The sequence below is a fragment of the Dictyobacter formicarum genome, assembly GCF_016587435.1.
In genome coordinates, this window is record NZ_BNJJ01000017.1 from 64,584 (window position 1) to 85,875 (window position 21,292).

Here is a 21,292-nt window from a genome sequence, read left to right on the forward strand (position 1 = left end):
GTGCTTTTGCCCTGGAAGATCGCTCGTATTTGTTTTTCCTGACTGAGAAAGAAACACGCCTTCATGACACAAAGGATCTATCTGGTTGGCGCGGGAATCATTGCGCGCACGCATGCGGCCGCTATCAAGGGCTTGTCTGCTACTGAGCCTATCCAGCTGTCTGTGGCTGATCCCAATGCGGCGACGTTAAGCGCTTTTGCTAACCAGTTTCCAGCAGCTCGGACTTTTACCGATGCCGCCAGCATGCTGGCTGAAGATGCGGCTGAAGATGATATCGTGGTGGTTGCTACGCCGCCGTCTACCCACCATGAACTGGCCTGTGCCGCCCTGGAGAGCGGACGCCATGTGCTGTGCGAGAAGCCGCTGGCCATGGATAGAGCAGAGGCGCGCGCGATGTTTGCGCTGGCCCTGCAACGACAACGCCTGCTCGGCTGTTGTAGTGTGCGTTATTTCGGCTGGTCCCCATTTGAAGAGACGCGTCGCCTGCTCAAAGAAGAGATCCTGGGCTCCATCTACCACGTGCGCTTCACGTTCCTGGAGCAACGCAATCGGCCGGGCATTGAGTACCAGCCAGAGACGCTCTGGTTTCTGGATCGAGCTAAGAGTGGTGGTGGCACCTTGATGGATCGCGCACCCTACGAATTCAGCCTGCTCAACTCCCTCTTCCAGCCTGTGCGAGTGGATGTCCTGAACGCCTGGCTGGCCGATCCTCTGACCGCGCTCAGTTTGCCCCAGACAGCCATCAACGACGTTGAGCAGCATGCTGGCGCCACCCTGCGCTATTACCTGCAGGACGGGACGACGTTTATCATGCATTATGAACGCGCTTCTGGCACACACAGTACGGAGCAGGCTGATATTGAGATCACGGGCCTCAAAGGCGCGGTACGCTGGGACTGGCCGCACCGGCGTGCGCGCAAAACGCTGTCCCACACCTATGATCACGCCGGACAGGCCGAGACAAAGACCATCACTTTTCCCGCCTATTATCAAGGGCCTGTGCCATTTCTGGATAAGCCGCTCCACTACTTCTACCAGCGCGTCCACGGCCAGGACTCGCCCGCCGTCGTCAATGAGCAGGCCCTCTTTAACTTTTCCTGTGTACGTGCCATCTATGACTGCGCCAGCACGCAGCAAGTACAAACGATTGTCGCTGGCGAATAAGCCAGTCGCATAGCAAAAAGAGATGCAGAACCGCATGGCTCCGCATCTCTTTTTGTGTGTTAATCAATGACACCTAGGGGCGCTGGGCGCTTTCCAGTGGCACATCTACGCTAATGCCAAGGCCTTGAGCGATACGGGTACCGAGGTCGCGGTCAACCTGGAGCCAGAGCTTGATAGCTCGTTCCTGGATGAACTTCTCGACATCCTGGCTCATGTGGCCTACGATATTGCTGACCATGTGATCCCGATCGGTCTGCGACAGGACCTTGCGATAGAGGGTGCCGGCCTGACCGAAGTCGTCGTCTTCCGCATGCAGTGCATAGGCGCTGCGGACGATCTCTCCATTGGCTTCCCAGCTGGGTTCAATGATATTGGGGTTGGCCTGCGGACCACCGTAGCTATTGGGCGCATAGACAGGCTGGTTGCCGTTATGACGATAGCGCATTGCGCCATCCTTATTATAGCTATGAACCCCGCTCTTCGGCTGATTGACCGGCAACTGTAGGTAATTAGGCCCGATGCGATGGCGATGGGTATCGGGATAGCTAAAGAGGCGACCGAGCAACATCTTATCCGGGCTGGGTCCAATACCAGGGACCATATTGGCAGGCTCAAAGGAGGCCTGCTCGATCTCGGCAAAGAAGTTCTCCGGATTGCGATCCAGCACCAGGCGACCAACCTCGATAGGCGGATAATCGCTGTGCGGCCAGACCTTGGTCAGGTCAAAGGGATTGAAGCGGTAATTGGCAGCATCCGCAAAAGGCATGATCTGCATTTCCAGGCGCCAGACGGGGAAATCTTTTTTATTGATCGACTTGCGCAGGTCGCGACGATGGTAGTCGGGGTCCTGTGCGACCATGGCTTTGGCATCGGAGTCGGTGAAATTCTGAATGCCCTGTTCAGTTTTGAAGTGATACTTGACCCAGAACTTCTCGCCGCCCGCATTGATCCACATAAAGGTGTGGCTACCATAGCCATTCATATGGCGGTAGGTTCGGGGAATGCCGCGATCAGTCATCAGGAATGTCACCTGGTGAATCACCTCGGGTGAGAGGGACCAGAAATCCCATTGCGCATTATTGCTGCGCATATCCGTATCTGGCATGCGCTTCTGCGAATGGATGAAGTCCGAGAACTTTGATGGGTCGCGCACAAAAAAGATCGGTGTGTTGTTGCCGACCAGGTCGTAGTTGCCTTCTTCTGTATAGAATTTGATGGCAAAACCACGCGGGTCGCGCACCGTATCGGCTGAACCCAATTCACCGGCTACGGTGGAGAAGCGTGCCAGAACCGGGGTACGCTTGCCGACTTGATTGAGGAAAGCCGCGCTCGTCCATTGAGTAACATCAGCTGTGACCTCGAAATAGCCAAACGCGCCACTTCCCTTAGCATGGACCACGCGCTCAGGCACACGCTCACGGTTAAATTGGGCCATCTTCTGAATTAAATAGTGGTCCTGTAATACCAATGGCCCATTGGGACCTACCGAGAGAGAATGCTCATCACTGGTGGCAGGAATACCGGCATCAGTAGTGGTAACGGGTGGCTTTTTTTCGAAATTATCGCTCACTTTTACCTCCAAGTTACTTATCAGGCATCAGTTGAAACCTGTTTATCTGGCAATTAATCCAGCACAATGTTTTTTTGCTAGATCGATTCTGTAGTATTGAATCCGAAATTTCTACTGAGGCCCTGTCTCTCATAAGGCTATTGCATGTATACATGCCAGCTCAAATGGTCTCAGTATCGAATTGTTCTATTTTAACACATTTTGAGTAACTAATTTTTACCATGTTTCAGGCCTCATTCCATTCTAGCAGATACTCACGTTGAGATGCAAGAATATACTCACGATGTAAAATTATTGGCGGACTAAATAATTTACCAACAATATATTTAACCTGTTTTTTGGCGCTGCGCGCCTGATAGTTTGTATACCTTCAGACATTCAGTTTACCATCATCAAGTAATTCAGCTGAAAAGATCTTTAATTTCTGTATTTTGTGTAGCATATTCTTCAGAGAATGGCAGTATTGCCGGGAAGTATGCATATTCGCTTGACATACCTGTGTTAAAGATATATCTTCCTCAGAAGAAAGAGTGAGCCCCTTTGGTGCCCTACCGAATCAGTTGCGCTGGAGCAACTGGCATGGATGCAGTGTTTGTGTTTTATAGCGGTATTTTAAGGAAAGGGACTTTGCGATGAAAGAAAACGTATACCATCATGGTGAAGCGAGGCGGCCCGCAGGAAGTGGGCATAAGCATGCGTACCGCCGCCACCACTATTCCTGGCACGATGAAGACGTGCGAGAAGAGGGGAACGGACACAAGCATAATGGACGCAAGGAGCGCCTGGAGCGAGGAATGTTACGCTATCTCCTGCTTGAGGCGCTACGGCACTCTGCTATGCATGGATATGAGATGATCAAATGGTTCGAGGAGCGCACCTATGGCAAATATTCTCCGAGCCCGGGGACTGTCTATCCCACATTGCAACTGCTACAGGATCAAGGCTTTATCCAGGCGCAGAAACAGGTTGAGCGTAGCGTGTACTCTCTAACAGAAAACGGCCGGAGCGAACTGGCTACCCATGCGAACTTGATCGCAGATTTCTGGGAGCGCTATGCGCGTCCGGCCCCCTCGTATGCGACTCTGCCAGAGGTCAGTTTCCTTCGAGAAGAGCTGAGCGACTTAAACCGCGTCGTAGAGCAAGGTTGGCCCTGCGCCATCCAGCATGACAATCCCGAGGCAATTCTCCAGATGCGCCATGCGCTTGAAGGCTGCCAGAATGAGATCCGCTCCATTATCAGTCAATGCAGCGCATCCCATGCAGCTACACCTTCTGAAGTGCAGGAATAAGCATATCATTTGCATCCAGGCGCATCGGCATCCCGTACCTGGGGCGCAGCGTCACCAATGGTTGAAAAACGACGCGTGCCCCAGGTGCCAGTTGGGGGACAAAGCGTTGGAAGATCGTGGCCAGCAGGAGCCTGGTTTCTAATTGGGCAAAAGGCATTCCAATGCAGATGCGTGGACCCAGCCCAAACGGGAAGTAGGCTCCCTGTGGGATCGTTTGTCCAGACTGCTTATCCCAGCGTTCCGGACGAAAATTTTCGGGATCGCCCCAGACGTCGGGCAGGTTGTGAACGACCCACTGGCTGAGAATCGTTATGGTATGAGCTGGAATGTGATAGCCGTCCAGCTCAAAATCTTCAATGGCTATGCGTGCCTGGCGCCAGGCGGGCGGATAGAAGCGCCAGGCCTCATTAATCACGGCTTCCAGATAAGGTAAGGCCGGCAGATCGTCCAGCGTGGGAAGCCGGCCACCCAGCACCGTTTGTAGCTCGGCCAGTAATTTGGCGCGCACATGCGGATGCTGTGAGAGGAGATAAAGGGTCCAGGACAATGTATTCTGGGCCGTCTCATGTCCGGCGGCCACAAAGGTCAGCACATGATCATGGATCTGCTTATCCGACATGGCGCCTGCCTCGTTTTTCTGCGCTGCCAGCAGCATTGAGAGCACATCACCGGTATCCTGCCCCGTTTTTCTGCGCTGCGCAATCAGGTTATAGACAAAAGTGTCGATGGTGCGCGCCCCTTCCTCGCGCTCGCGTTGGGCGGAGAAAGAAGGGATCAAACGTCCCATAATTGCTGAACGCTGTGGCCCATTGCTGATTACCACATCAAAGGCATGTCCCAGTTGTCTGGTTTGCTCGATCGAATCAACATCGAACAGCGTCTTGGTAATGATGCGCAGAGTCAGATACTGCATCTCGCTGGCCATATTGACCACCGACCCCGGCCGCCAGGCTTCTATCGTCTCCTGCGCATAGCGTGTCATGGTCGCCGCATAGCTATCCACCCGATGCTTATGAAAGGCAGGCTGCACCAGGCGACGCTGCTGACGATGTTGCTCGCCATCAATAGTAAGCAGGCCATCGCCCAGAAAGAGCTTCAAGCCTGCGCCGGTCGCGGTACCTGGTTTAATAAAATTGCGTGGATTCTCAACCAAAAAATAGCGGATATGTTCCGGGCGAAAACAAAAGAGGACCGGGCGTTTACCAACCATAGCAGTGGCCATGCCTCCATAGGTGCGCTCTAGATCCCGGAAAAACTGCAAGGGCCGCCGCTGAAAGTCTAGCAGGCTGCCGATAAAGGGCAGCCCTTTGGGTCCTGGAGGGAGCGACGTCGCTGCTGTACTCATGTGTTGGCTCCATCTTCTTAAACAGAAGCAATAAACGCGTATTGATACATAAAAAAACGTATATTGCGATCCTTGCGGGCAACACATTTCATTTAGGCGAGAAGAAACACGACACGTAGGTTCGACCCTTGCGGTCGATTTGCCCCACCGTTTGTGGGGCAATCGAGGGCAAGCCTCGAACCTATGGGTTTTCGCTTTTCTTGTTGTGTTTGGTGCTTCGATATTCTCATAAATAAAATGTATTGTCCCTTGCGGGTGCTTTTATATGATGGGCATTTCGCTATTGCCTGGATTAAAGTGTTTCAGGATAACCAGCGGCTCCGTTGAGCTGTGGTTGCTGAGGGTGACGCCCTGCTGGGCTGCGGGCAGCGAGACAAAGAACTCATCCTCGGTCATCTCTCCAAAGCGGATCAGCGTTGGTGCCGAGATTGGATGCTTGCCGATGCGCCCATAGCCCTGAACGCAGATCAGGCCATACGCTCCTTCATCGCGCAGGGTGACACTGCGACCGGGTTGTACAGTGACTTCTTTGGCGCTAAAGAACTCGCTGCCATAGACGATCCAGTGCTCATTATAACCCGCAGCCTGCATCTCCTCCCGCGGGCGGGCCGCAATCGGAGTATGGAAACGCCGCTCTTTAAATTGAGGATCGACGTTGGCCTCCCAATCCAGTAACGACAGGAGATAATCGTAATCCTCCCACTTATCCTCCGGCACATCCTTCACGAGCATGGAGCGATCAATGACCTGAAAATCGGCGACCAGGGACTGCCACATCGAGGATACATCGCTGGCGCGCTGCGGCTCGTAGGTGCAGAGTGTGCCCGGCGCATGGAGAATGCCGGTCGGTACGTCCCAGCCGGTACCAGTCGTCAGGCGATAAGCCTTCGAGAGCTGGAGCATGCCATTGTCGCCCTCATTCCAGCGTTTCAAGCAAGCTATGACCTGATCTTTGGTAGTGCCGGGTTCCAGACCGAAAAAAGTATAAGGGAAGGCGTTGAGGGTAAAATTATACAGGGCCGGAAAATAATACGCTTCAGGTTTCCCGACGCGACTAACATCGGCGGCCCGCTCATCGTTCTGGTGCAGATGGAATGGCAAAGGTTGCATATTGTCGAAGAACTTGCTGAACATCACCCAGCCACCATAGCGCTCAATAGCCTCCGTGCCCAGCACTTCTTTGCCAAGCAGTTCCAGGGCGTCGCGCAGCAGCACTTTTTGCTCGGCAACTGCGATAAAGCTCAATCCCTCATACTCGCTGGTCAAGGGACCATTATCGGCCCTGACCGTCGAGGCGAGCCAGCGCTCATCGATGCCGCCGCGCCGGGCGCCAAAGGCATACAGGTCGTTGGTATGCAGGCGTAAGCGGCGACCGGGTATACAGAAAACGCGCGGCACCCAGGTGGGTGTCAGACGTACAATGCCCTCCCCCTCCTCAAAAGCCTGGTGTGCTAATTGTAAGCTTTGCTGATCTGTCGTCATTGGTAGGTAAACTCTTTCTGCTTCATCGAACGAATATGATACAACTATATATTCTATCTTCAATTGTAACCATACTAGCGCATGAAGCAAGAGAGGTGAAGGAAAGCCTTGCGAAGGACAGATGCCCAAAAGTAAAACATAGAGAAAAACCACTGCATAGCTATGCAGCGGTTTTTCTCTATGTTTTTGCGTGTATTTACAGGTGACCCTGGCGACGGGTCGAGATGTATTCACGGCGGCTGGGCACATTAGCGAAGAAGATGACGCGCACCAGAGAGACGATGCCCCAGCCGATCAAGGCATAGATCAGCATAGCCAAAATGGTGGAGACTTCAAAAACGCCGGTACTCCCGATGGTTTGATCATTAAAAATGCCATTAAAAACGATCACGAAAGGATGGCTCAGATCGTACAGGAATCTAATGAACGGGCTTCCCTCGCTGGCACCGAGGAGCCGGAAGAGGAAGCGCAATCCCAGCACGACTTCCAGCACACCCAGCAAGAAGTAAACCAACGAAGTAAACCAGTAGCGAGCGTTAATCATACTCTGGTTGAAGTCCTGATATACCTCTCTGCGCTGTTGCACCTGGTTACCCGCCGGATCCTGGTAATTTTGCTGTTGGCTCCGCACATAGGCATTACCGGCATTGATATTCTGCTCGGTGGCTGCATCGTAAGGATATGAGCCTTGCTGCTGGTTCGGGTAATTCTGCTGTGGATCATTGTATGGATAAGGTTGATTTGGCATTAAATGACCTCCTTTGTCAAATAGATTTGACAAGAACTGCTAGCAAATCTTTGATGCCGGCTACATTCGGTGAATAAGAGCACGTAGATATAAAGGATAAGCTCTTTTTTAATACGTATGACGCAGCCATAAAGAAACGTATCTCAGTTCATCGCACAATTTTGAGCATGCGCTCCTGTTTGTGGTAACGAGTGGTTGAGCGTGTTCGTAACCTATGGTTGCCCGGTACGATTAGAGTTTCCGGGTTGAGTTTAGCATACTTATCCACGGTGAGACCAGCCAGTACCGCGTAATATAGACGAACGGGCAGGCTTTTTACCTGTCTTGGAAAGGAAATGCATCATATAGGAGTCATTGGCTGGACGTTTCGGGGGGTGGCATAGGTTGCTGGTGCGCTTTATTGTAGACGGACGGTGAGGGGGAAGTTTAATGCCACTGATGTTCTGGAATGCCCAGACCGACATGAATTGCATCCAGCATATTGCCCGACGCGTATTGAACACCGGCTACGCCAACCATATCGAGCGCCTGATGGTGATCTGTAACTTCTGCCTGCTGGCGGGTATCGATCCCTACGAGGTCTCCGTCTGGTTCCTGTCCTGCTTCGTTGACGCCTACGACTGGGTGGTGGTGCCCAACATCGTTGGCATGGGCATGAACTCGGACGACGGCTATACGGCCACCAGGCCGTATATTGCCTCCGCCAACTACATCAACAAAATGAGCGAAGTTTCTATCCATAAAAGGTCGATAAGTCGAATGGCATCGAGAGTGACCACTTTGCTTTCCCATCTGGCTTTATTGCCCGCATTGGTCTGGCCGACCGCAAAGCTCACCTGATTGCCAGAAGATAATCCGCGAGCGCATACAGCGTAGAGTGTACCTCATGCGAGCAGGAATGCAACAATTATACTCATGTATATAACGCAGTATTATTGAACGTCGTTATGCATGTGTTTATAAATTGTATTCTTATTCATTGTGTATCACGTATTAAAATCAGCTAAGTGTTATGCGATTCAGCTGCTTACAAATAACTTTCATCGTGTCATATTCAATTCTAGCGCAACAGCTGATTGCTCTTGTAGTTATGAACTGATAGCATTATCAAGAAAGGAATCTCTCCATGACATAGAGGGCTTTAGCCCTCGCTTGTTGAAAATGTGTTCCAAGTGTGCTATACTCAACAGGAAGCAGATCATCTGGGAGGAGCGCGGCACGATGGCAAAAGCAACCACCACCATTCGGCAAACACTGAACTACAACCCAGCTTCTGGCGCGTGGTTTGCTGCCACTCAGACCCTTTTCAACCAGATCGCAGCTTTCTACTTCTCCGTCATCCAGGCTCACGAACGGGTGTTAGCGTTAGGCAATCAACAAGCTCTCACTGCTCTTGAGAAGCTCACTCACGCCACAGCGATCAACCCCGATCCAGTCATGCCGCTTCGCTCAATCGCAGCAGGCATTCCTGCCATGTTCCGGCGTGCTGCTATCAATGCAGCTTTGGGTTCAGCTCGTTCGTTCTACAGCCATCTCTCCCGTTGGCGCCAGCGCAAAGAGAAAGCAGAGGCCAAGGGGAAAAAGTTCAAAGAGCGTCCACCAGTCCCTCCTCGCACCTGGAACAAATCAGTGACGCTCTATGCGGGAATGTGGAAAGAGCGCAATGGCTCCTCCATCATGATCAAAATCTGGACAGGTTCATGCTGGAGTTGGATCAGAGCACGGGTCACGGGTCGTGTTCTTCCAGAAGGATGGGAGCTGTGTAGTCCACAATTGGTGTATCGGGGCGGTCGGTGGTACGTGCATACGCCGGTCGAAAAAAAGATACAAAATCCTGTCACAATAGCAAAGCAAATCAAGACCAATGAGCAGACTCGTATCTGTGCAGTTGATTTGAATCTCAACGAACATATCGCTGTGTGTACGGTCCGAGATGGTGAAGGTTCGACTCTTGCCACGCTCTTTATTGGAGGTGGACAACGAGTATCCGGCTTTAGGAAGCGCGTCTTGGGTCGTATTGCACGCAACCGCAAACAAACTGGCATCATTGCGGAAGGTGAACAGGACAATGCAGATCTGTGGAAGAAGATCAGGAATGGAGACGATTACGTCGCCCATCGCGTGAGCAAGCGCATTGTCCAGTTTGCCCAGGAGCATGGAGCAAGTATTCTCGTGTTTGAGCACCTTGGGAACCTGCAACCCACGAAAGGCAAGTACAGTAAGCGTTCCAACGAGAAACGTGCCTTTTGGATGAAAGGTCGTATCTTCACTGACACCAAGTACAAAGCGTATCATGCAGGCATGCTCACCAGTCGGGTCAGTCCGAGAAATACCAGCCGTGAATGTGCGTGCTGTGGAAGTCTGGTCGCTCGCTATGCAGAGGGGCAGGAAGCCCAAGGGTACACCTCTGGTGCTCCACTGGTCTATTGTGCAAGCTGTGGGATGCGCAAGAATGCAGATCTGAATGCCAGTTTGATGATTGGGAACCGACTTTTTGAACGCTTTGGAATATGCTTCCAGGAAAAGCCTCAAACTCCTCCGGCGACGGAGAGGGAAGAGCAATCTTCAGGTGTTACTGTTCTCCAAGAGCCCAATATTCAAGTTGTGGGCCATGGTAGGGCATGAGAACAGGAACAGGCATGGCACCGCCCAGGACAGTCACTCAAGAATGGTTGAGTCTGTTCGTGATATCACCAACCACTACTATAGCGACTACCAATGAGCCATATGTACAATCTCGGGTGCCTGAATATGATAGCCGATCCGCGCAGCAGCAGGTGCCACTACCGCCACAACAGACACCGGCTACCTATAACAATGTTAACAACGCGTCGGTTCAGCAGCAGATGCCATCATCGCCATATGAGTCTCCGACGCAACAAGTATCACCGACTAATAATCCTCCTACGCAGCGTTAACCTTTGTAACTGTCTTGTGACAGCCAGTGACGCCAGCATGTTTATAAATATGCTGGCGTCCCTATGCATCAGCTTTTTCCCCTATTTTAGGACGAAAAGCTGATATTACCGAGTGTTTTTTTTATACACTCTTACAGAGAGGTAGTCAGTAAAAACCTTACATAGGTCGGTTATCACGCTATTATCATAGTGAGTCCCTTGTGTTCCTTTATAAGGAAGCCTGGCTGAAGCTAAAAGTACCTTTTCCATCGGGCGTCATGTACAAATCCCTCATGCAGAGGTGATGCCTCATGAATAATATGCTACACTATATTACATCGGATGCGCCTATACATAATCGAGCATCGCACTACCTGTTAGAAAGAGTCAGATTCCCGTAGCATCCGCATTTACTGTGCATGGGTTTGCGTGCCTCCCTGTTCAGGATGCCTTTCATGACTGGTGCAGCAGGTGCGCATTCGCGCACCTGCTGCACCAGTCATGAAAAAGAGAGTGGGGACGCCTGCGTTCCCCAGGCCCAGGGGCGCCCTGCTTCCCACCATGATGGGAATCAGACACTCTGTTCGCTTTTGTATTAGTCCACACATATAGAAACAGGATAGTATTTCTATCTGTATTCTATTAAGAAATGTTACATTTGAGAGTAAGTTACGCTATCTTTAATAGATATACAAGAAAAGTAATAAATTCATAGCCAGGCAAAGATACATGCGCCGATTTGCGTGGTTTATGGATAGCTTTTTCACCAGAATGTTTCAATTGTAAGGGACTTTTTGGATGGATATTGTTGTTACAACGGGATCTGATAAGGCATATTTGCAAAAAGGGCCATTCTCCTTAGGAGATGAGCCGACTGACGATTGCTTTTCCTCTCGTCTGAGTATGCATTATCTGTGTGATGCGATAAAAGAGTCAGCAGCAGATGTCGTGCTTATTGCTTGCACCGGTCCTGATTATAGTGTACAGATCTGGGAGCAGCGCGGCTTCCAGATGCCAATCAAGCGTTTGTGCTATCAGGAACATATGGGTGAGATTACGGCACTGGCCTGGGCACCAGATTGCAGCTACCTGGCGACTACCAGCGAGGATAAGACGCTGCGCATCTGGAATACCCATACCGGTGAAACACTGAGCATATATCGTGAACAACCCGCAATACGCGCCCTGGCCTGGTCGCCTGATAGTAGTAGCCTGGCTATTGGTAGCGATACAAATTGCGTCTCTATTTTGCGGATTGAGGAACAACGTATTTCTGCCATCAATCTGGGACATGCCGCCGGGATCTACGGGATCGATAGCGTCAGCTGGTCTCCTGATGGGGCCAGGCTTGCGACAGTCGGCGATGATAACACGATACGCATCTGTGATGGCCTGACTGGCGCGACTATTTTGACCTACAAAGGTCATCAGCAAGACCAATGGATTCTCAATGCCGCCTGGTCGCCAGATGGAGAATGGATCGCCTCGGGCGCGGATCGCATCCATATCTGGTCTGCGAAGACAAGTACATGTCGATATATTTATGAACAACACGATACAGCTCAGCACTGGGTTGATGCGATTGCCTGGTCACCAGATGGCCGGTTGATTGCATCAAGCAGTACCGAGAATGTCTTACATATCTGGAACGCGTTGACTGGTGCTAATCAGTGTGTGTATCAGCATCCCTATACCAGCGGACAACTACAAGGGCTTATTTCCAATGCTCTGGCCTGGGATACAACTCAATTGTATGTAGGAAAAGCCGGCCAGCGCCTGGCTTTTGCCAGTTGTAACCGTGTAGTCAGTCAAATAGAGATAACAGCCATAGAAAGCTAAAATAATGAATGCATGTTTGATTACCAATCGGCAGCAATGGAATGATTTTATTGGCACGGCCCCGTTTGGGGCGATCACCCAGACATATGAGTGGGGTGAGCTGGCCCAGTATGCCAATTCAAAACCATTGTACTGTGGCGTGCTAGATGACCAGGATCAACTCCGTGCAGCCATGCTGGTGCTGGTAATATATGTTCCAATGCTCAAAAGTACGTATTTCTATGCTCCCCGTGGGCCAATCGCAGCCAGCGCCAACGAGCCAGCCCTGGGACTGCTCTTAAATTTTGTGAACAGCGAGGCTCGCCGTCACAAAGCCTTTATGCTCAAGATCGATCCCGTTGCCGAGGCAAACGACGCTGACTGGCTGCGCTTCTTTAAGCAGGGCGGCTTCAAGGCCAATGATAGCGTCTTGCATGGACGCAACGAATGGGTGCTGGACATCTATCCAGATGAGAAAGAGCAGCTGGCCCAGATGAAGGAGAAGTGGCGCTATAATATCCGCCTCTCTCGGCGCAAAGGAGTCGTCATTCGGCAGGGCCATGGACCAGAAGATATGCGCACCTTCCATCGTATTTTTCAGGAAACCGGTGAGCGCGACAAATTTTATGTTCACTCGCTTGAGCATTTTGAACACATGATGAGCCTGTTTGAGCCAGGCGAGAAGGCGGCCCTCTTCCTCGCCGAATACGAAGGCAATGTCATCGCTGCTATCATCGTTATGCGCTGCGGCAACTGCTGCTGGTATCGTTATGGTGCCTCTTCAGCCCAGAGCCGCAATGTTATGCCCAATCACCTGCTCCAGTGGACCGGAATCCAATGGGGACGTGAGCACGGCTGCACATACTATAATTTCATGGGCATCCCCACCATCCTTACCGAGGAAGAGGGTCCTAAAGATCCCAACTGGGGCGTCTACAACTTCAAGCGCGGCTTTGGTGGCTATGCGCGCTGCGCCATGGTCAGCCAGGAGAAAGCTTATAATCCGGCCATTTACAGGCTCTACTGCCTGATTCGCGATCTCAAGCACAGCTACAGTAACGCCAGATATGCTCGCTCGGAGCTGGCCCAGAAGCGCCAGGCATATGCCGTCAAAAAACAGGAGAGCTCGGCACAACCGGTCAGCTAGCAGCACACTTATAAAGGAAGAGTCAGCTAGTTAGCTGACTCTTCTTTGAGCGTCCTGAGATCATTGCATTAATTGAACAATATCGTTCCAGACAAACGGACTCCCAGTAACTCATCCTGCCATGGGAATAGCGCATCGCAGCCAGACACTACCAATGCTTACCCGTGGCACTTTGCTAGTTCGACCGTTATCGTACCGAGCGCTTTCTGCAAACTCTTGACAATAGATACCGTCTCGATTGGATTGACGCCCTCCTCCTCCGCCGCTTGAAGATCCTCTTTCAAAACCCTGATTTCCTCAACGAGACGATCATGTAGCTTTTGTAAATGCTCGCATTTATCAATGTTGTCGCTCATAACTATTTTCTCCATCTCATGTTTCAGGCAAGCTTGCTTGCACGTGCGTTTATATCTGTTCTACTCCACCACTCCATCTGCGACATTAGGAGAGGAGTTAATACTGACCCTAATGATATTATACTGTACGCGGATAAGGTGCCAGTTCACCAGGAGCTACCTTGCTTAGCCTCCCTCTTTATGAAGCAGATGAGTAGAAGGCGCATCCTTCGTGAGTACCAGGTTTCCGGCGCACGAAACGGTGTCCGCCCATACGCGACCGTCCCGTCAACACGAAACGGTATTCCTCGTAGGCGGCATAGGGCTGCGGCTTTCTATACACATCCCTTTACGGTAATGCAGCAGCCCGGCCTTGTGCATGCCGCTCAATTGGCGTAAAAAATGCCAACTATCACATTTTAAATGCATTATGTCATAAACGATTCTTAGGAACGTTGCGTACGCCAACAGAGCGGCATGCACAAGGCCGGATTGCTGTGTTTTCGTGCGATAAAGGTGTTAAAAAGGCCGCAATCCTATGCCGCCTACGGGATTTCGTTTCGTATTGAAGGAACGGTCGCGTATGGGCGGCGATCATGCCCCCGGCATGATCAAACCATTTCGTGTTGAAAGGACGTTCGTTCGCCCACGGCAGATTTTCATATTTGTGTGTATGATGTCAAATTTCATATCCGTGGGCGGGTTAGGTGGCGGCGATTTTTGCGCGCAGTAGCCAGAGGAGGATGAAGCCGGCGATGATCCAGGTTCCGACGACGAGCGGCACGAAGCTGAGTGGGGCGGGGCCTGGTGAGGCGAAGGCGGCGACAAAGATGGCTCCTATCAGCAGGGTGCTCAGCGTTGGGATTAGCAGGTGGCGGATGGGTTTGAACTGGCTGCGGCGCTGGCGCCAGAAGAAGCGGATGCAGGCTATGTTGACCAGGATATAGATGGGTAAAATGAAGAGCGCATCCAGTGTGCCCAGGAAGGAAAAAGCGGTGATGGGCGTCATAAAGATGCCCATAGGGATACCGCAGGCCAGGGCGAAGACGCACAGCAGGGTGACGGCGCCGATCGGCGTCTGGTGGGTGGCATGCATCAGCGCGGTCCAGCGTGGTAGCAGGCCATCGCGTCCCACGGTGTAGATGATGCGCGCGCCACCGTTGATGATAGCCAGGGCCGCGCTAAAGAACGAGAGCGTCCCGGCCAGATCGATGATGCTGGCAAAGATGCTACCGCTGAAGTGGCGGCCGAGTGTATCAAAGGGCGCAGGGTCATTGGCATAGCCGCTAGCCATGTTGTTGATGCCATAGCCAAGCGTCGCTACATAGGCCATCAGCACATAGAAGGCTCCCACTACCAGCATCGAGCCAAAGACCGCTCGCGGAATATTACGATGAGGATTGCTGGTCTCCTCGCCCAGCGTGGCCGCTGTTTCAAAGCCAATAAAGCTCAGCACCGCCAGGATAATGCCAACCGTCAGGTCGCCGTTTTTGGGCACCTGGCTGACGCTGAACGGGGCCGCGCTCAAGCCACCCTGACCGCCTACATGGAAGAGAATCAGCAGCGCCAGTATCAGGCAGATGCCGATCTCAAAGGCCAGCAAGGTCATATCCACGCTCAACGATTGGCGGATACCTGTATAGCAAAGGGCAAAGACGATGCCGACAGCCAGCACAAACCAGAAGATCCAGCTGACCTGCAGGCCAAACCAGCGCTGCATCAGGGCCTGTATATTAGCGCTCATCAATACAAAAGAATAGGGCGCTCCCGTCGCGACGGCGATCAAGCCCAGCCAGCCAGTCAAAAAGCCCCAGTGGGGACTGAGTGCTTCACGAACATAGGTATAGGCCGAGCCACTGGAGGGCAATTCGCGCGACAGCTCGCTATACTGGTTGGCTACCAGCAGGGCCACAATAAAGCCAATCACATAGCAGAGGGGAACGGCCGCGCCCACCACGCTGGCCTGGGGAATCGTATTAAAGAAAATCGAAGCCGCCGGCGACATCACAGCCACCGAAATCACCACCGCATGGCGCAGACCAAGTATCCCTTTTCCCAGTGCGGGCGCCGTTGTCGTGGTTGCAGGCACAGGGGATGACGCATCACTCATGGGAGCACTCCTTGCAGACAAACAGTAATGGACAATCAAAGCGATGCTGGTATGCTGGCCGCGAACAGACTGCGTAAATAGGCATTGAGGAAGGTGCCCTGTGGATCAAGTGAGGCCCGTACACGCTGGAAATCATGCCAGTGGGGATAGAGTTGCGCCAGGCTGTTTGCATCCTGCGTATGAAGCTTACCCCAGTGGGGCCGTCCCTGATAGCGCTTAAAGATCGCCTCGATCTGCTGAAAATACTCGCGATAGGGCATTCCTTTATACATATGCACCGCCACATATGCGGATGTGCGCTGGTAGGCCGGACTCAGCCAGATATCATCGGCCTGAACAAAGCGGCACTCTACTGGAAAATGCACCCTGATATGGTGGGTCTCGATACTCTGCTTGATCTCTTGCAGCACCGTCTGGAAATGCTCAGCCGGAATGTTATACTCCATCTCCTGAAAGCGCACCGCACGCGGCGTGGCATAGAGCCGGTGGCTGTAATCCACCTCATCCACCGTAGCAATGCCCTGGGCCGACACCTTGCTAATCGTAGGTGTCAAAGACGGCAGCAGGCGGCACCCCTCAGAGAGCAGCCAGTACAGACCATTTTCCAGCACCACCTTATTGAAGCGCCCCCACAGATTGTTACCGGTGACTGCAGCCTGCGTCTCATTCAAAAACTTTGCCTGCACCCACTCCGTATGCGGCATCCAGAAGAACTCGAAATGGTTATTGTTATTCTTATAGTCTTCAAGATGCTCCAGGCACGTAGCGAGTCGTTCACGATGGCTCTTGAACCGGAGGCGCTTGGCTGGTACCACTCGCAGCTTAATTCTGACGATCACGCCCAGCAATCCCAGCGAGATCTGGGCGGCCTTAAAGATCTCTGGATTTTGGTGGGCTGAACACTCCAGGATCTCGCCGCTGGCGGTCACCAGCGTCAGGGCCTCGACCTGCGTGGCTAGATTGCCAAAGCAGATACCCGTACCATGCGTGCCGGTACTGATGGCGCCCGCGATACTCTGCATATCGATATCGCCCAGATTCGCCTGGGCCACGCCCTGGGCCAGCAAAGCCTCGCCCAGCAACTTCAGGCGCGTCCCTCCCAGCACTGTGGCAGTGCCATGCTCCGCATCGACCTTCTCAACGCCCTGCAGGTTATCCAGCGAGAGCAAAATATCATCGGTCTCGACCAGTGGAGTAAACGAGTGGCCATCTCCCACCGCCCGAACGTGGCGCCCCATGCGGTTATAGTAGCTGAGCAAGTGAGCCAGCTCAGCGATGCTGGACGGTTTCACCAGTTGTCGGAGGCTGGAACGGACAGAGCCGGACCAGTTGTGCCAGTGTTGTGTCTGTTCTGTCGCCATTGACTTCTCCTCGCATAAAATAAAAAGAATGAGCACATCGTGATAGATACGGTTTAATCGATGTTATAGGAAGCATTGTCCGTCGCCGCGATAGGTCGTGATTTCGTCTATGACCGCGCCATTAGAGATGAGCAACAGGGAGTTAAAGCGCTCGCACAGTTCGCCGGCTTTACTATGGCGTAGCAGGATCGGATCACCCGGTTTGAGGACTTCTGATCCGGCATAATGAATGGGAGTCTGGACCTCGCCAGCGCCTTCCAGCGGCTCCAGGCGTGCTCCGGTGGGCAGATACGGTTGTGGTAATTTATCGCGACCCACGGCACCCGAGGCGATATAGCCGCCACCCAGGCAGGTATAGATCGTGGGCGTCGCCCGGCGCACAATTTCAAGCGCAAAGCCGGCCGCCGGCTGATAGCGGAAGTCGCGATAATTATCGAACAGGGAGGGCGCATAGAAGCCGGAGCCGACCGTGATCTCGGTCACAGCGGCCTCGGCGCGGGTGGTATGGATGCTGCCGGTGCCCCCACCATTCACAAAGCGTAGCGGGGGAAGGATATAGCTCTGGATCAAATCAAAGGCGGCGGCCCGGCGCGCGGCCGCCTCGCGGATCGAGCGCTGCTTCAAGTAGCGGACCACGGCATTTTTGGCCGCACTTTTGGGATAATTATCGCCCACTCCCGCCACCTGAGCCTCATAGCCCATAATCCCATCCAGCAGCACATGGGGAGCAGCCGCAATGCTATCCAGCACCGGCTGCATCTGATCCGGCGTGCACAGGGGACTGCGCCAGACTCCAACGTGGAGCTTGGGCAGATGCAAGGCCATATCCAGGTCCAGGCAGACCGGGATCGTAACCTCGTGGCGGCTGGCTACCATCTCAATCCGGGTGATATGCTCCACGCTATCGATCATCAACGTAATCCGCGTCCCTTGCTTGATCTCCTCGGCTACCGCCGAGATATCCTGCTCGTGCCAGGTGGGATAGCCCAGCAACAGATCATCAAAGCCCTGGGATGCCAGGTAGACCGCTTCCCGGGCCGTAAAGCACATGATGCCCTGAAAACAGGGGTCGGCTGCCAGGATACGTTTGAGCGCCGCCACGCTACGCACCGATTTTGAGGCCACGCGGATACGCTTCCCGCCAGCCCGAGCCGCCACAGCACGAATATTCTGCTCCAACAGGTCCAGATCCAGATAGGCCAGCGGAAACGTGCGCCCCGCCAGAGCTTTCTTATAGTATTGATAGTCACGTGGCTCCTGCGTCTGCGAAGGAGAGCGCGCGGGGGGATCGGTAGATATGTTCATATGGCGTGGCTCCTTTATCTACTATGATGGTTGCCCGGTTGGATGTAGCGCCAATAAGGTGACCGACGTAATCAAGTGTGCCAGGTCGCGTCGAGCCCTGGTCGTATCGCGATCGCTAATAAATTGCAGGATCAAGCCATCGATGCCGGCGACCACAAAGCGTGCCAACTCGGCTGAGGAGATAGAGCAGGTCTGGCCCGTGGCTTGTATAGCCGTCTCAAATAACGTCTCAACGACCGTGCAATAGCCATCGTACTGTTGCCGGGCCAGCCACGCCGACTCAGGATGGCGCAAGGCGTAAAGCGTCAACTCATACTGAATGACCTGCTGCACTGGGTGCGACTCAACATAGGCCCAGAACGCCTGCAAGCTATGCGCGATCATCTCCGGCAGCGTCCGACCATCCTGCTCCACCATCCCCGCGATCTCGGCTGTTTGCTGCATCAACGTCTGCAGCACTGCAAACAGCAGCTCATCCTTACTACCGAAATAGTAGCGCAGCATCGCCTGATTGACCTGCGCCTCGCTAGCTATCTTACGCGTCGTGGTCTCAGCGATCCCATCGCGCTCCAGTACCCGCAGTGCCGCCTCAATAATCCCCGCCCGTCGCGCGCTGACCGGCTCTAACTTGACCACGCTGATCCCTTTCTCTCTCAAAAATTATTCAATCGATTGAATAAATGGTAACCAGTAAAACGGGATAAGTCAAGGGAAAGTGACACTTGAAACGAATGCTTTACTTTTTCTCTTTAGCCTATTAAAATGGCGAAAAGAGCCTTATTGATGAAATATAGAATGATATGTAATGGCTATAGAATTAGCATTGAAAAACGGTCCAAATCAACTGGCTTCTTAATAAAAGTGAGTATGGTCTGCCTGTATACATGTATACTTCTGATTTTAATTTTGATTGGCATCACGTTATATGTTCATCAGCCATTTGACTCAACAGTTATTACCACTCTCCTGTTAATTTTTATAGGCATATTTGTATTTGCGATATTAATTGTAGTCATGACGTTGGGTATCACTGTATTGATTGATTCTGTAGCCATTACTGCTACTGAGTATGATCTACAGGTGCAGAAAGGTTTTTGGAAGCGGAAAGTATCCTGGCAGCAGGCCAGCCTGTTTGCGATTGGAGAAGATCCATATGGCACATCGCAATGGGTGGAGCTTTCAAGCGCGACGACCATTCTGCGCTGGCTCCATGAGGGCGGCCCGACAAAAGGAGAATACCTTGTTATTGTATGCTGGCAAAGCCCGCCCCCGTAGCGGACAGGCTTTGCGATAATTCTCGGCTTAACCCTGTTTCCTGGTGGCGTTGAATGAACGGTAGATCGGTATAAGCAATGTGAGCGCGTTGAAGACTCCATCCTGCTCATTGGCAAAATGAACCTCGATCTCATCATCCTGGCTTGCGTAGTACGCTGTCTCGCTGATTGGCTGCAAGCTATCTTCGATGACACCTCGTAGTGTCAGTCGGTCCTCATCGCGTCCTATCTCTACTGAGCGGCCATCTTCGGTTATATATGTTCCTGCCGCTTTGTCGAGCAGTGCTGTACCTGGTGTCACAGGGGTATGTGTTACCGCAGGGATGTCAAAGAGGTGACGTGCTATCTTGCGGGTAATTTTTTCGACAGCAATCTCTGGAGCATTTGCCAGCACAGCGATCATCGCCTGATCGTCGACAAAACGCGCCAGGAGTGTATGGAAGCCATGAATGCCTCCTCCATGTCCGATGAGACGATGACCTTTATATTCGGTGATACGCAGGCCGAAGCCATATGGCTCTGTCCGACCATCATTCAATTGGACCGGTGTATACATCAATTCTTGCGCGGCTGCATCGAGCAGGCGTTCTTCACGTAGAGCGGCATCCCAGCGTATCAAATCCTCTACCGTTGAACCGAGTGAGCCCGCCGCATAGGGAATCATCATATTGAGATACTCGGCCTGCCGATATCCCTGCTGTGTTTTCGCATATCCGCTGGCTCGTCGCGGAATAATCGTCTCATTATGCATATAGTAGGAATGGTTCATGTCCAGCGGCTGGAAGATGTATTGCTGAATAAATTGTTCATAGCTCATCCCCATTGCTATGCTCAAACAAACGGCGATCCCCTCACATTTCCCTTTTTCGTGCAGGGACAGAGGGTAACCGCTTAGTGCAAAATTATACTTCTTTTGGTGTAATTGCACTAGCCATAGTAGTCAAGCAAATCGACCTCACCATCCCATATCCCGTAGCCATCTGGGAAGGGATCGGTGGCGAAGCGCAGGAGGTGTTGGTAGGTGTGTTGCTGGTCGAAGGGCTCATCGATGGTGAAGGGGCCATCCAGGAGCTGGAAGGCGACCGTTTTGAAGGCGTTTTGCTCTGTCCTTTCAAAAGGTTGCCCCAGGTAATCAGCGGTGGTGTCAAAGAATTCGAAACGGAGCTGCATATCAACAGAGATTTCATAACGAAAATCGATAAGGCTGCGCATCCCCTGACATTCACCATACATCATTTGGCCGGTACCATCCTGATGAAATTCGATTGCCAGCAGGAAGTCATCCCACTGGAGTCCAGCATTCCAGCGCTGGGCAGTGTGGAGAATATTTTTGACCTGTTCAATTGTTTTATCCATCAAAGAACCTTTCTTCGACTTCTGGTGCTGCTTGATGGCAGCGAGTATTTACTTGAATGTGGTGTTGTGCATACAATAAAAAGAACGAGCA

The 21,292-nt window shown here is 52.3% G+C and carries 18 protein-coding genes and 1 pseudogene; 8 read left to right on the plus strand and 11 right to left on the minus strand.

Annotated features, from left to right (window positions below; all coding sequences use genetic code 11):
* The first annotated feature begins 63 nt into the window (after positions 1-63).
* Positions 64-1,164: a Gfo/Idh/MocA family protein gene (locus JMI88_RS26550; protein WP_201364980.1), complete on the plus strand. Its 1,101-nt coding sequence runs from the start codon at positions 64-66 to the stop codon at positions 1,162-1,164.
* Between the two features lie 73 nt (positions 1,165-1,237).
* Here JMI88_RS26550 and JMI88_RS26555 read toward each other — a convergent pair whose 3' ends face one another.
* Complete coding sequence (locus JMI88_RS26555) at positions 1,238-2,734, minus strand: catalase (RefSeq protein WP_201364981.1); 1,497 nt, start codon at positions 2,732-2,734, stop codon at positions 1,238-1,240.
* A gap of 632 nt (positions 2,735-3,366) precedes the next feature.
* On the opposite strand from JMI88_RS26555, the gene JMI88_RS26560 reads away from it, so the two are divergent.
* Positions 3,367-4,023 carry a PadR family transcriptional regulator gene (locus JMI88_RS26560; RefSeq protein ID WP_201364982.1) on the plus strand — a complete coding sequence of 219 codons (657 nt, stop codon included), beginning with the start codon at positions 3,367-3,369 and terminating at the stop codon, positions 4,021-4,023.
* On the opposite strand, the gene JMI88_RS26565 is transcribed toward JMI88_RS26560, so the two are convergent.
* The 3 genes from JMI88_RS26565 to JMI88_RS26575 all read right to left on the minus strand — a co-directional run bounded on the left by JMI88_RS26565 (position 3,998) and on the right by JMI88_RS26575 (position 7,598).
* Positions 3,998-5,368 (minus strand): cytochrome P450, encoded by a 1,371-nt coding sequence (locus JMI88_RS26565; protein WP_201364983.1) that lies wholly within the window; start codon positions 5,366-5,368, stop codon positions 3,998-4,000. The two genes, JMI88_RS26560 and JMI88_RS26565, sit on opposite strands and share 26 nt — an antisense overlap.
* Positions 5,369-5,629: 261 nt before the next feature.
* The gene (locus tag JMI88_RS26570; protein ID WP_201364984.1) at positions 5,630-6,850 is read right to left on the minus strand and encodes a cupin domain-containing protein; all 1,221 of its coding nucleotides are present in this window, start codon (positions 6,848-6,850) and stop codon (positions 5,630-5,632) included.
* Positions 6,851-7,046: 196 nt separating this feature from the next.
* Positions 7,047-7,598: a YggT family protein gene (locus JMI88_RS26575; RefSeq protein ID WP_201364985.1), complete on the minus strand. Its 552-nt coding sequence runs from the start codon at positions 7,596-7,598 to the stop codon at positions 7,047-7,049.
* Between the two features lie 429 nt (positions 7,599-8,027).
* On the opposite strand from JMI88_RS26575, the gene JMI88_RS26580 reads away from it, so the two are divergent.
* The 5 genes and pseudogenes from JMI88_RS26580 to JMI88_RS26600 all read left to right on the plus strand — a co-directional run bounded on the left by JMI88_RS26580 (position 8,028) and on the right by JMI88_RS26600 (position 13,460).
* On the plus strand, positions 8,028-8,438 hold the full coding sequence (locus JMI88_RS26580; protein WP_201364986.1) for a hypothetical protein: 411 nt from the start codon (positions 8,028-8,030) through the stop codon (positions 8,436-8,438).
* A gap of 381 nt (positions 8,439-8,819) precedes the next feature.
* Positions 8,820-10,320, plus strand: a pseudogene (locus tag JMI88_RS26585) (RNA-guided endonuclease TnpB family protein).
* A complete protein-coding gene (locus JMI88_RS26590) occupies positions 10,238-10,516 on the plus strand; it encodes a hypothetical protein (RefSeq protein ID WP_201364988.1) in 279 nt (92 codons plus the stop codon). The pseudogene JMI88_RS26585 and the gene JMI88_RS26590 overlap by 83 nt, the downstream one beginning before the upstream one ends.
* Positions 10,517-11,293: 777 nt before the next feature.
* A complete protein-coding gene (locus JMI88_RS26595; protein WP_201364989.1) occupies positions 11,294-12,334 on the plus strand; it encodes a WD40 repeat domain-containing protein in 1,041 nt (346 codons plus the stop codon).
* 4 nt (positions 12,335-12,338) lie between these two features.
* Entirely contained in the window at positions 12,339-13,460 is a 1,122-nt protein-coding gene (locus JMI88_RS26600; RefSeq protein ID WP_201364990.1) for a lipid II:glycine glycyltransferase FemX, read from the plus strand.
* Positions 13,461-13,618: 158 nt separating this feature from the next.
* On the opposite strand, the gene JMI88_RS26605 is transcribed toward JMI88_RS26600, so the two are convergent.
* The 5 genes from JMI88_RS26605 to JMI88_RS26625 form a co-directional block, all read right to left on the minus strand.
* On the minus strand, positions 13,619-13,816 hold the full coding sequence (locus JMI88_RS26605) for a hypothetical protein (RefSeq protein WP_201364991.1): 198 nt from the start codon (positions 13,814-13,816) through the stop codon (positions 13,619-13,621).
* A 682-nt stretch (positions 13,817-14,498) separates the two neighbouring features.
* Positions 14,499-15,905 carry an APC family permease gene (locus tag JMI88_RS26610; RefSeq protein ID WP_201364992.1) on the minus strand — a complete coding sequence of 469 codons (1,407 nt, stop codon included), beginning with the start codon at positions 15,903-15,905 and terminating at the stop codon, positions 14,499-14,501.
* A 35-nt stretch (positions 15,906-15,940) separates the two neighbouring features.
* Positions 15,941-17,266, minus strand: a complete 1,326-nt coding sequence (locus JMI88_RS26615) for a D-arabinono-1,4-lactone oxidase (protein WP_201364993.1) — start codon at positions 17,264-17,266, stop codon at positions 15,941-15,943.
* Between the two features lie 63 nt (positions 17,267-17,329).
* Entirely contained in the window at positions 17,330-18,571 is a 1,242-nt protein-coding gene (locus JMI88_RS26620; RefSeq protein WP_201364994.1) for an amino acid deaminase/aldolase, read from the minus strand.
* Between the two features lie 21 nt (positions 18,572-18,592).
* Positions 18,593-19,207 (minus strand): TetR/AcrR family transcriptional regulator, encoded by a 615-nt coding sequence (locus JMI88_RS26625; RefSeq protein WP_201364995.1) that lies wholly within the window; start codon positions 19,205-19,207, stop codon positions 18,593-18,595.
* 147 nt (positions 19,208-19,354) lie between these two features.
* Here JMI88_RS26625 and JMI88_RS26630 point away from each other — a divergent pair, with 147 nt between their 5' ends.
* Positions 19,355-19,846 carry a hypothetical protein gene (locus JMI88_RS26630; protein WP_201364996.1) on the plus strand — a complete coding sequence of 164 codons (492 nt, stop codon included), beginning with the start codon at positions 19,355-19,357 and terminating at the stop codon, positions 19,844-19,846.
* A 27-nt stretch (positions 19,847-19,873) separates the two neighbouring features.
* On the opposite strand, the gene JMI88_RS26635 is transcribed toward JMI88_RS26630, so the two are convergent.
* Both JMI88_RS26635 and JMI88_RS26640 read right to left on the minus strand, forming a co-directional pair.
* The gene (locus JMI88_RS26635) at positions 19,874-20,680 is read right to left on the minus strand and encodes a serine hydrolase domain-containing protein (protein ID WP_201364997.1); all 807 of its coding nucleotides are present in this window, start codon (positions 20,678-20,680) and stop codon (positions 19,874-19,876) included.
* Between the two features lie 92 nt (positions 20,681-20,772).
* A complete protein-coding gene (locus tag JMI88_RS26640; RefSeq protein ID WP_201364998.1) occupies positions 20,773-21,201 on the minus strand; it encodes a hypothetical protein in 429 nt (142 codons plus the stop codon).
* Positions 21,202-21,292: the final 91 nt, after the last annotated feature.

What these genes read in the sequence shown, in the direction of transcription:
- JMI88_RS26550 (WP_201364980.1), top strand. Translation starts at nt 64, where the DNA reads ATGACACAAAGGATCTATCTGGTTGGCGCGGGAATCATTGCGCGCACG.
- JMI88_RS26560 (WP_201364982.1), top strand. Translation starts at nt 3,367, where the DNA reads ATGAAAGAAAACGTATACCATCATGGTGAAGCGAGGCGGCCCGCAGGA.
- JMI88_RS26565 (WP_201364983.1), bottom strand. Translation starts at nt 5,368, where the DNA reads ATGAGTACAGCAGCGACGTCGCTCCCTCCAGGACCCAAAGGGCTGCCC.
- JMI88_RS26570 (WP_201364984.1), bottom strand. Translation starts at nt 6,850, where the DNA reads ATGACGACAGATCAGCAAAGCTTACAATTAGCACACCAGGCTTTTGAG.
- JMI88_RS26575 (WP_201364985.1), bottom strand. Translation starts at nt 7,598, where the DNA reads ATGCCAAATCAACCTTATCCATACAATGATCCACAGCAGAATTACCCG.
- JMI88_RS26580 (WP_201364986.1), top strand. Translation starts at nt 8,028, where the DNA reads ATGCCACTGATGTTCTGGAATGCCCAGACCGACATGAATTGCATCCAG.
- JMI88_RS26590 (WP_201364988.1), top strand. Translation starts at nt 10,238, where the DNA reads ATGGCACCGCCCAGGACAGTCACTCAAGAATGGTTGAGTCTGTTCGTG.
- JMI88_RS26595 (WP_201364989.1), top strand. Translation starts at nt 11,294, where the DNA reads ATGGATATTGTTGTTACAACGGGATCTGATAAGGCATATTTGCAAAAA.
- JMI88_RS26600 (WP_201364990.1), top strand. Translation starts at nt 12,339, where the DNA reads ATGAATGCATGTTTGATTACCAATCGGCAGCAATGGAATGATTTTATT.
- JMI88_RS26605 (WP_201364991.1), bottom strand. Translation starts at nt 13,816, where the DNA reads ATGAGCGACAACATTGATAAATGCGAGCATTTACAAAAGCTACATGAT.
- JMI88_RS26610 (WP_201364992.1), bottom strand. Translation starts at nt 15,905, where the DNA reads ATGAGTGATGCGTCATCCCCTGTGCCTGCAACCACGACAACGGCGCCC.
- JMI88_RS26615 (WP_201364993.1), bottom strand. Translation starts at nt 17,266, where the DNA reads ATGGCGACAGAACAGACACAACACTGGCACAACTGGTCCGGCTCTGTC.
- JMI88_RS26620 (WP_201364994.1), bottom strand. Translation starts at nt 18,571, where the DNA reads ATGAACATATCTACCGATCCCCCCGCGCGCTCTCCTTCGCAGACGCAG.
- JMI88_RS26630 (WP_201364996.1), top strand. Translation starts at nt 19,355, where the DNA reads ATGAAATATAGAATGATATGTAATGGCTATAGAATTAGCATTGAAAAA.
- JMI88_RS26640 (WP_201364998.1), bottom strand. Translation starts at nt 21,201, where the DNA reads ATGGATAAAACAATTGAACAGGTCAAAAATATTCTCCACACTGCCCAG.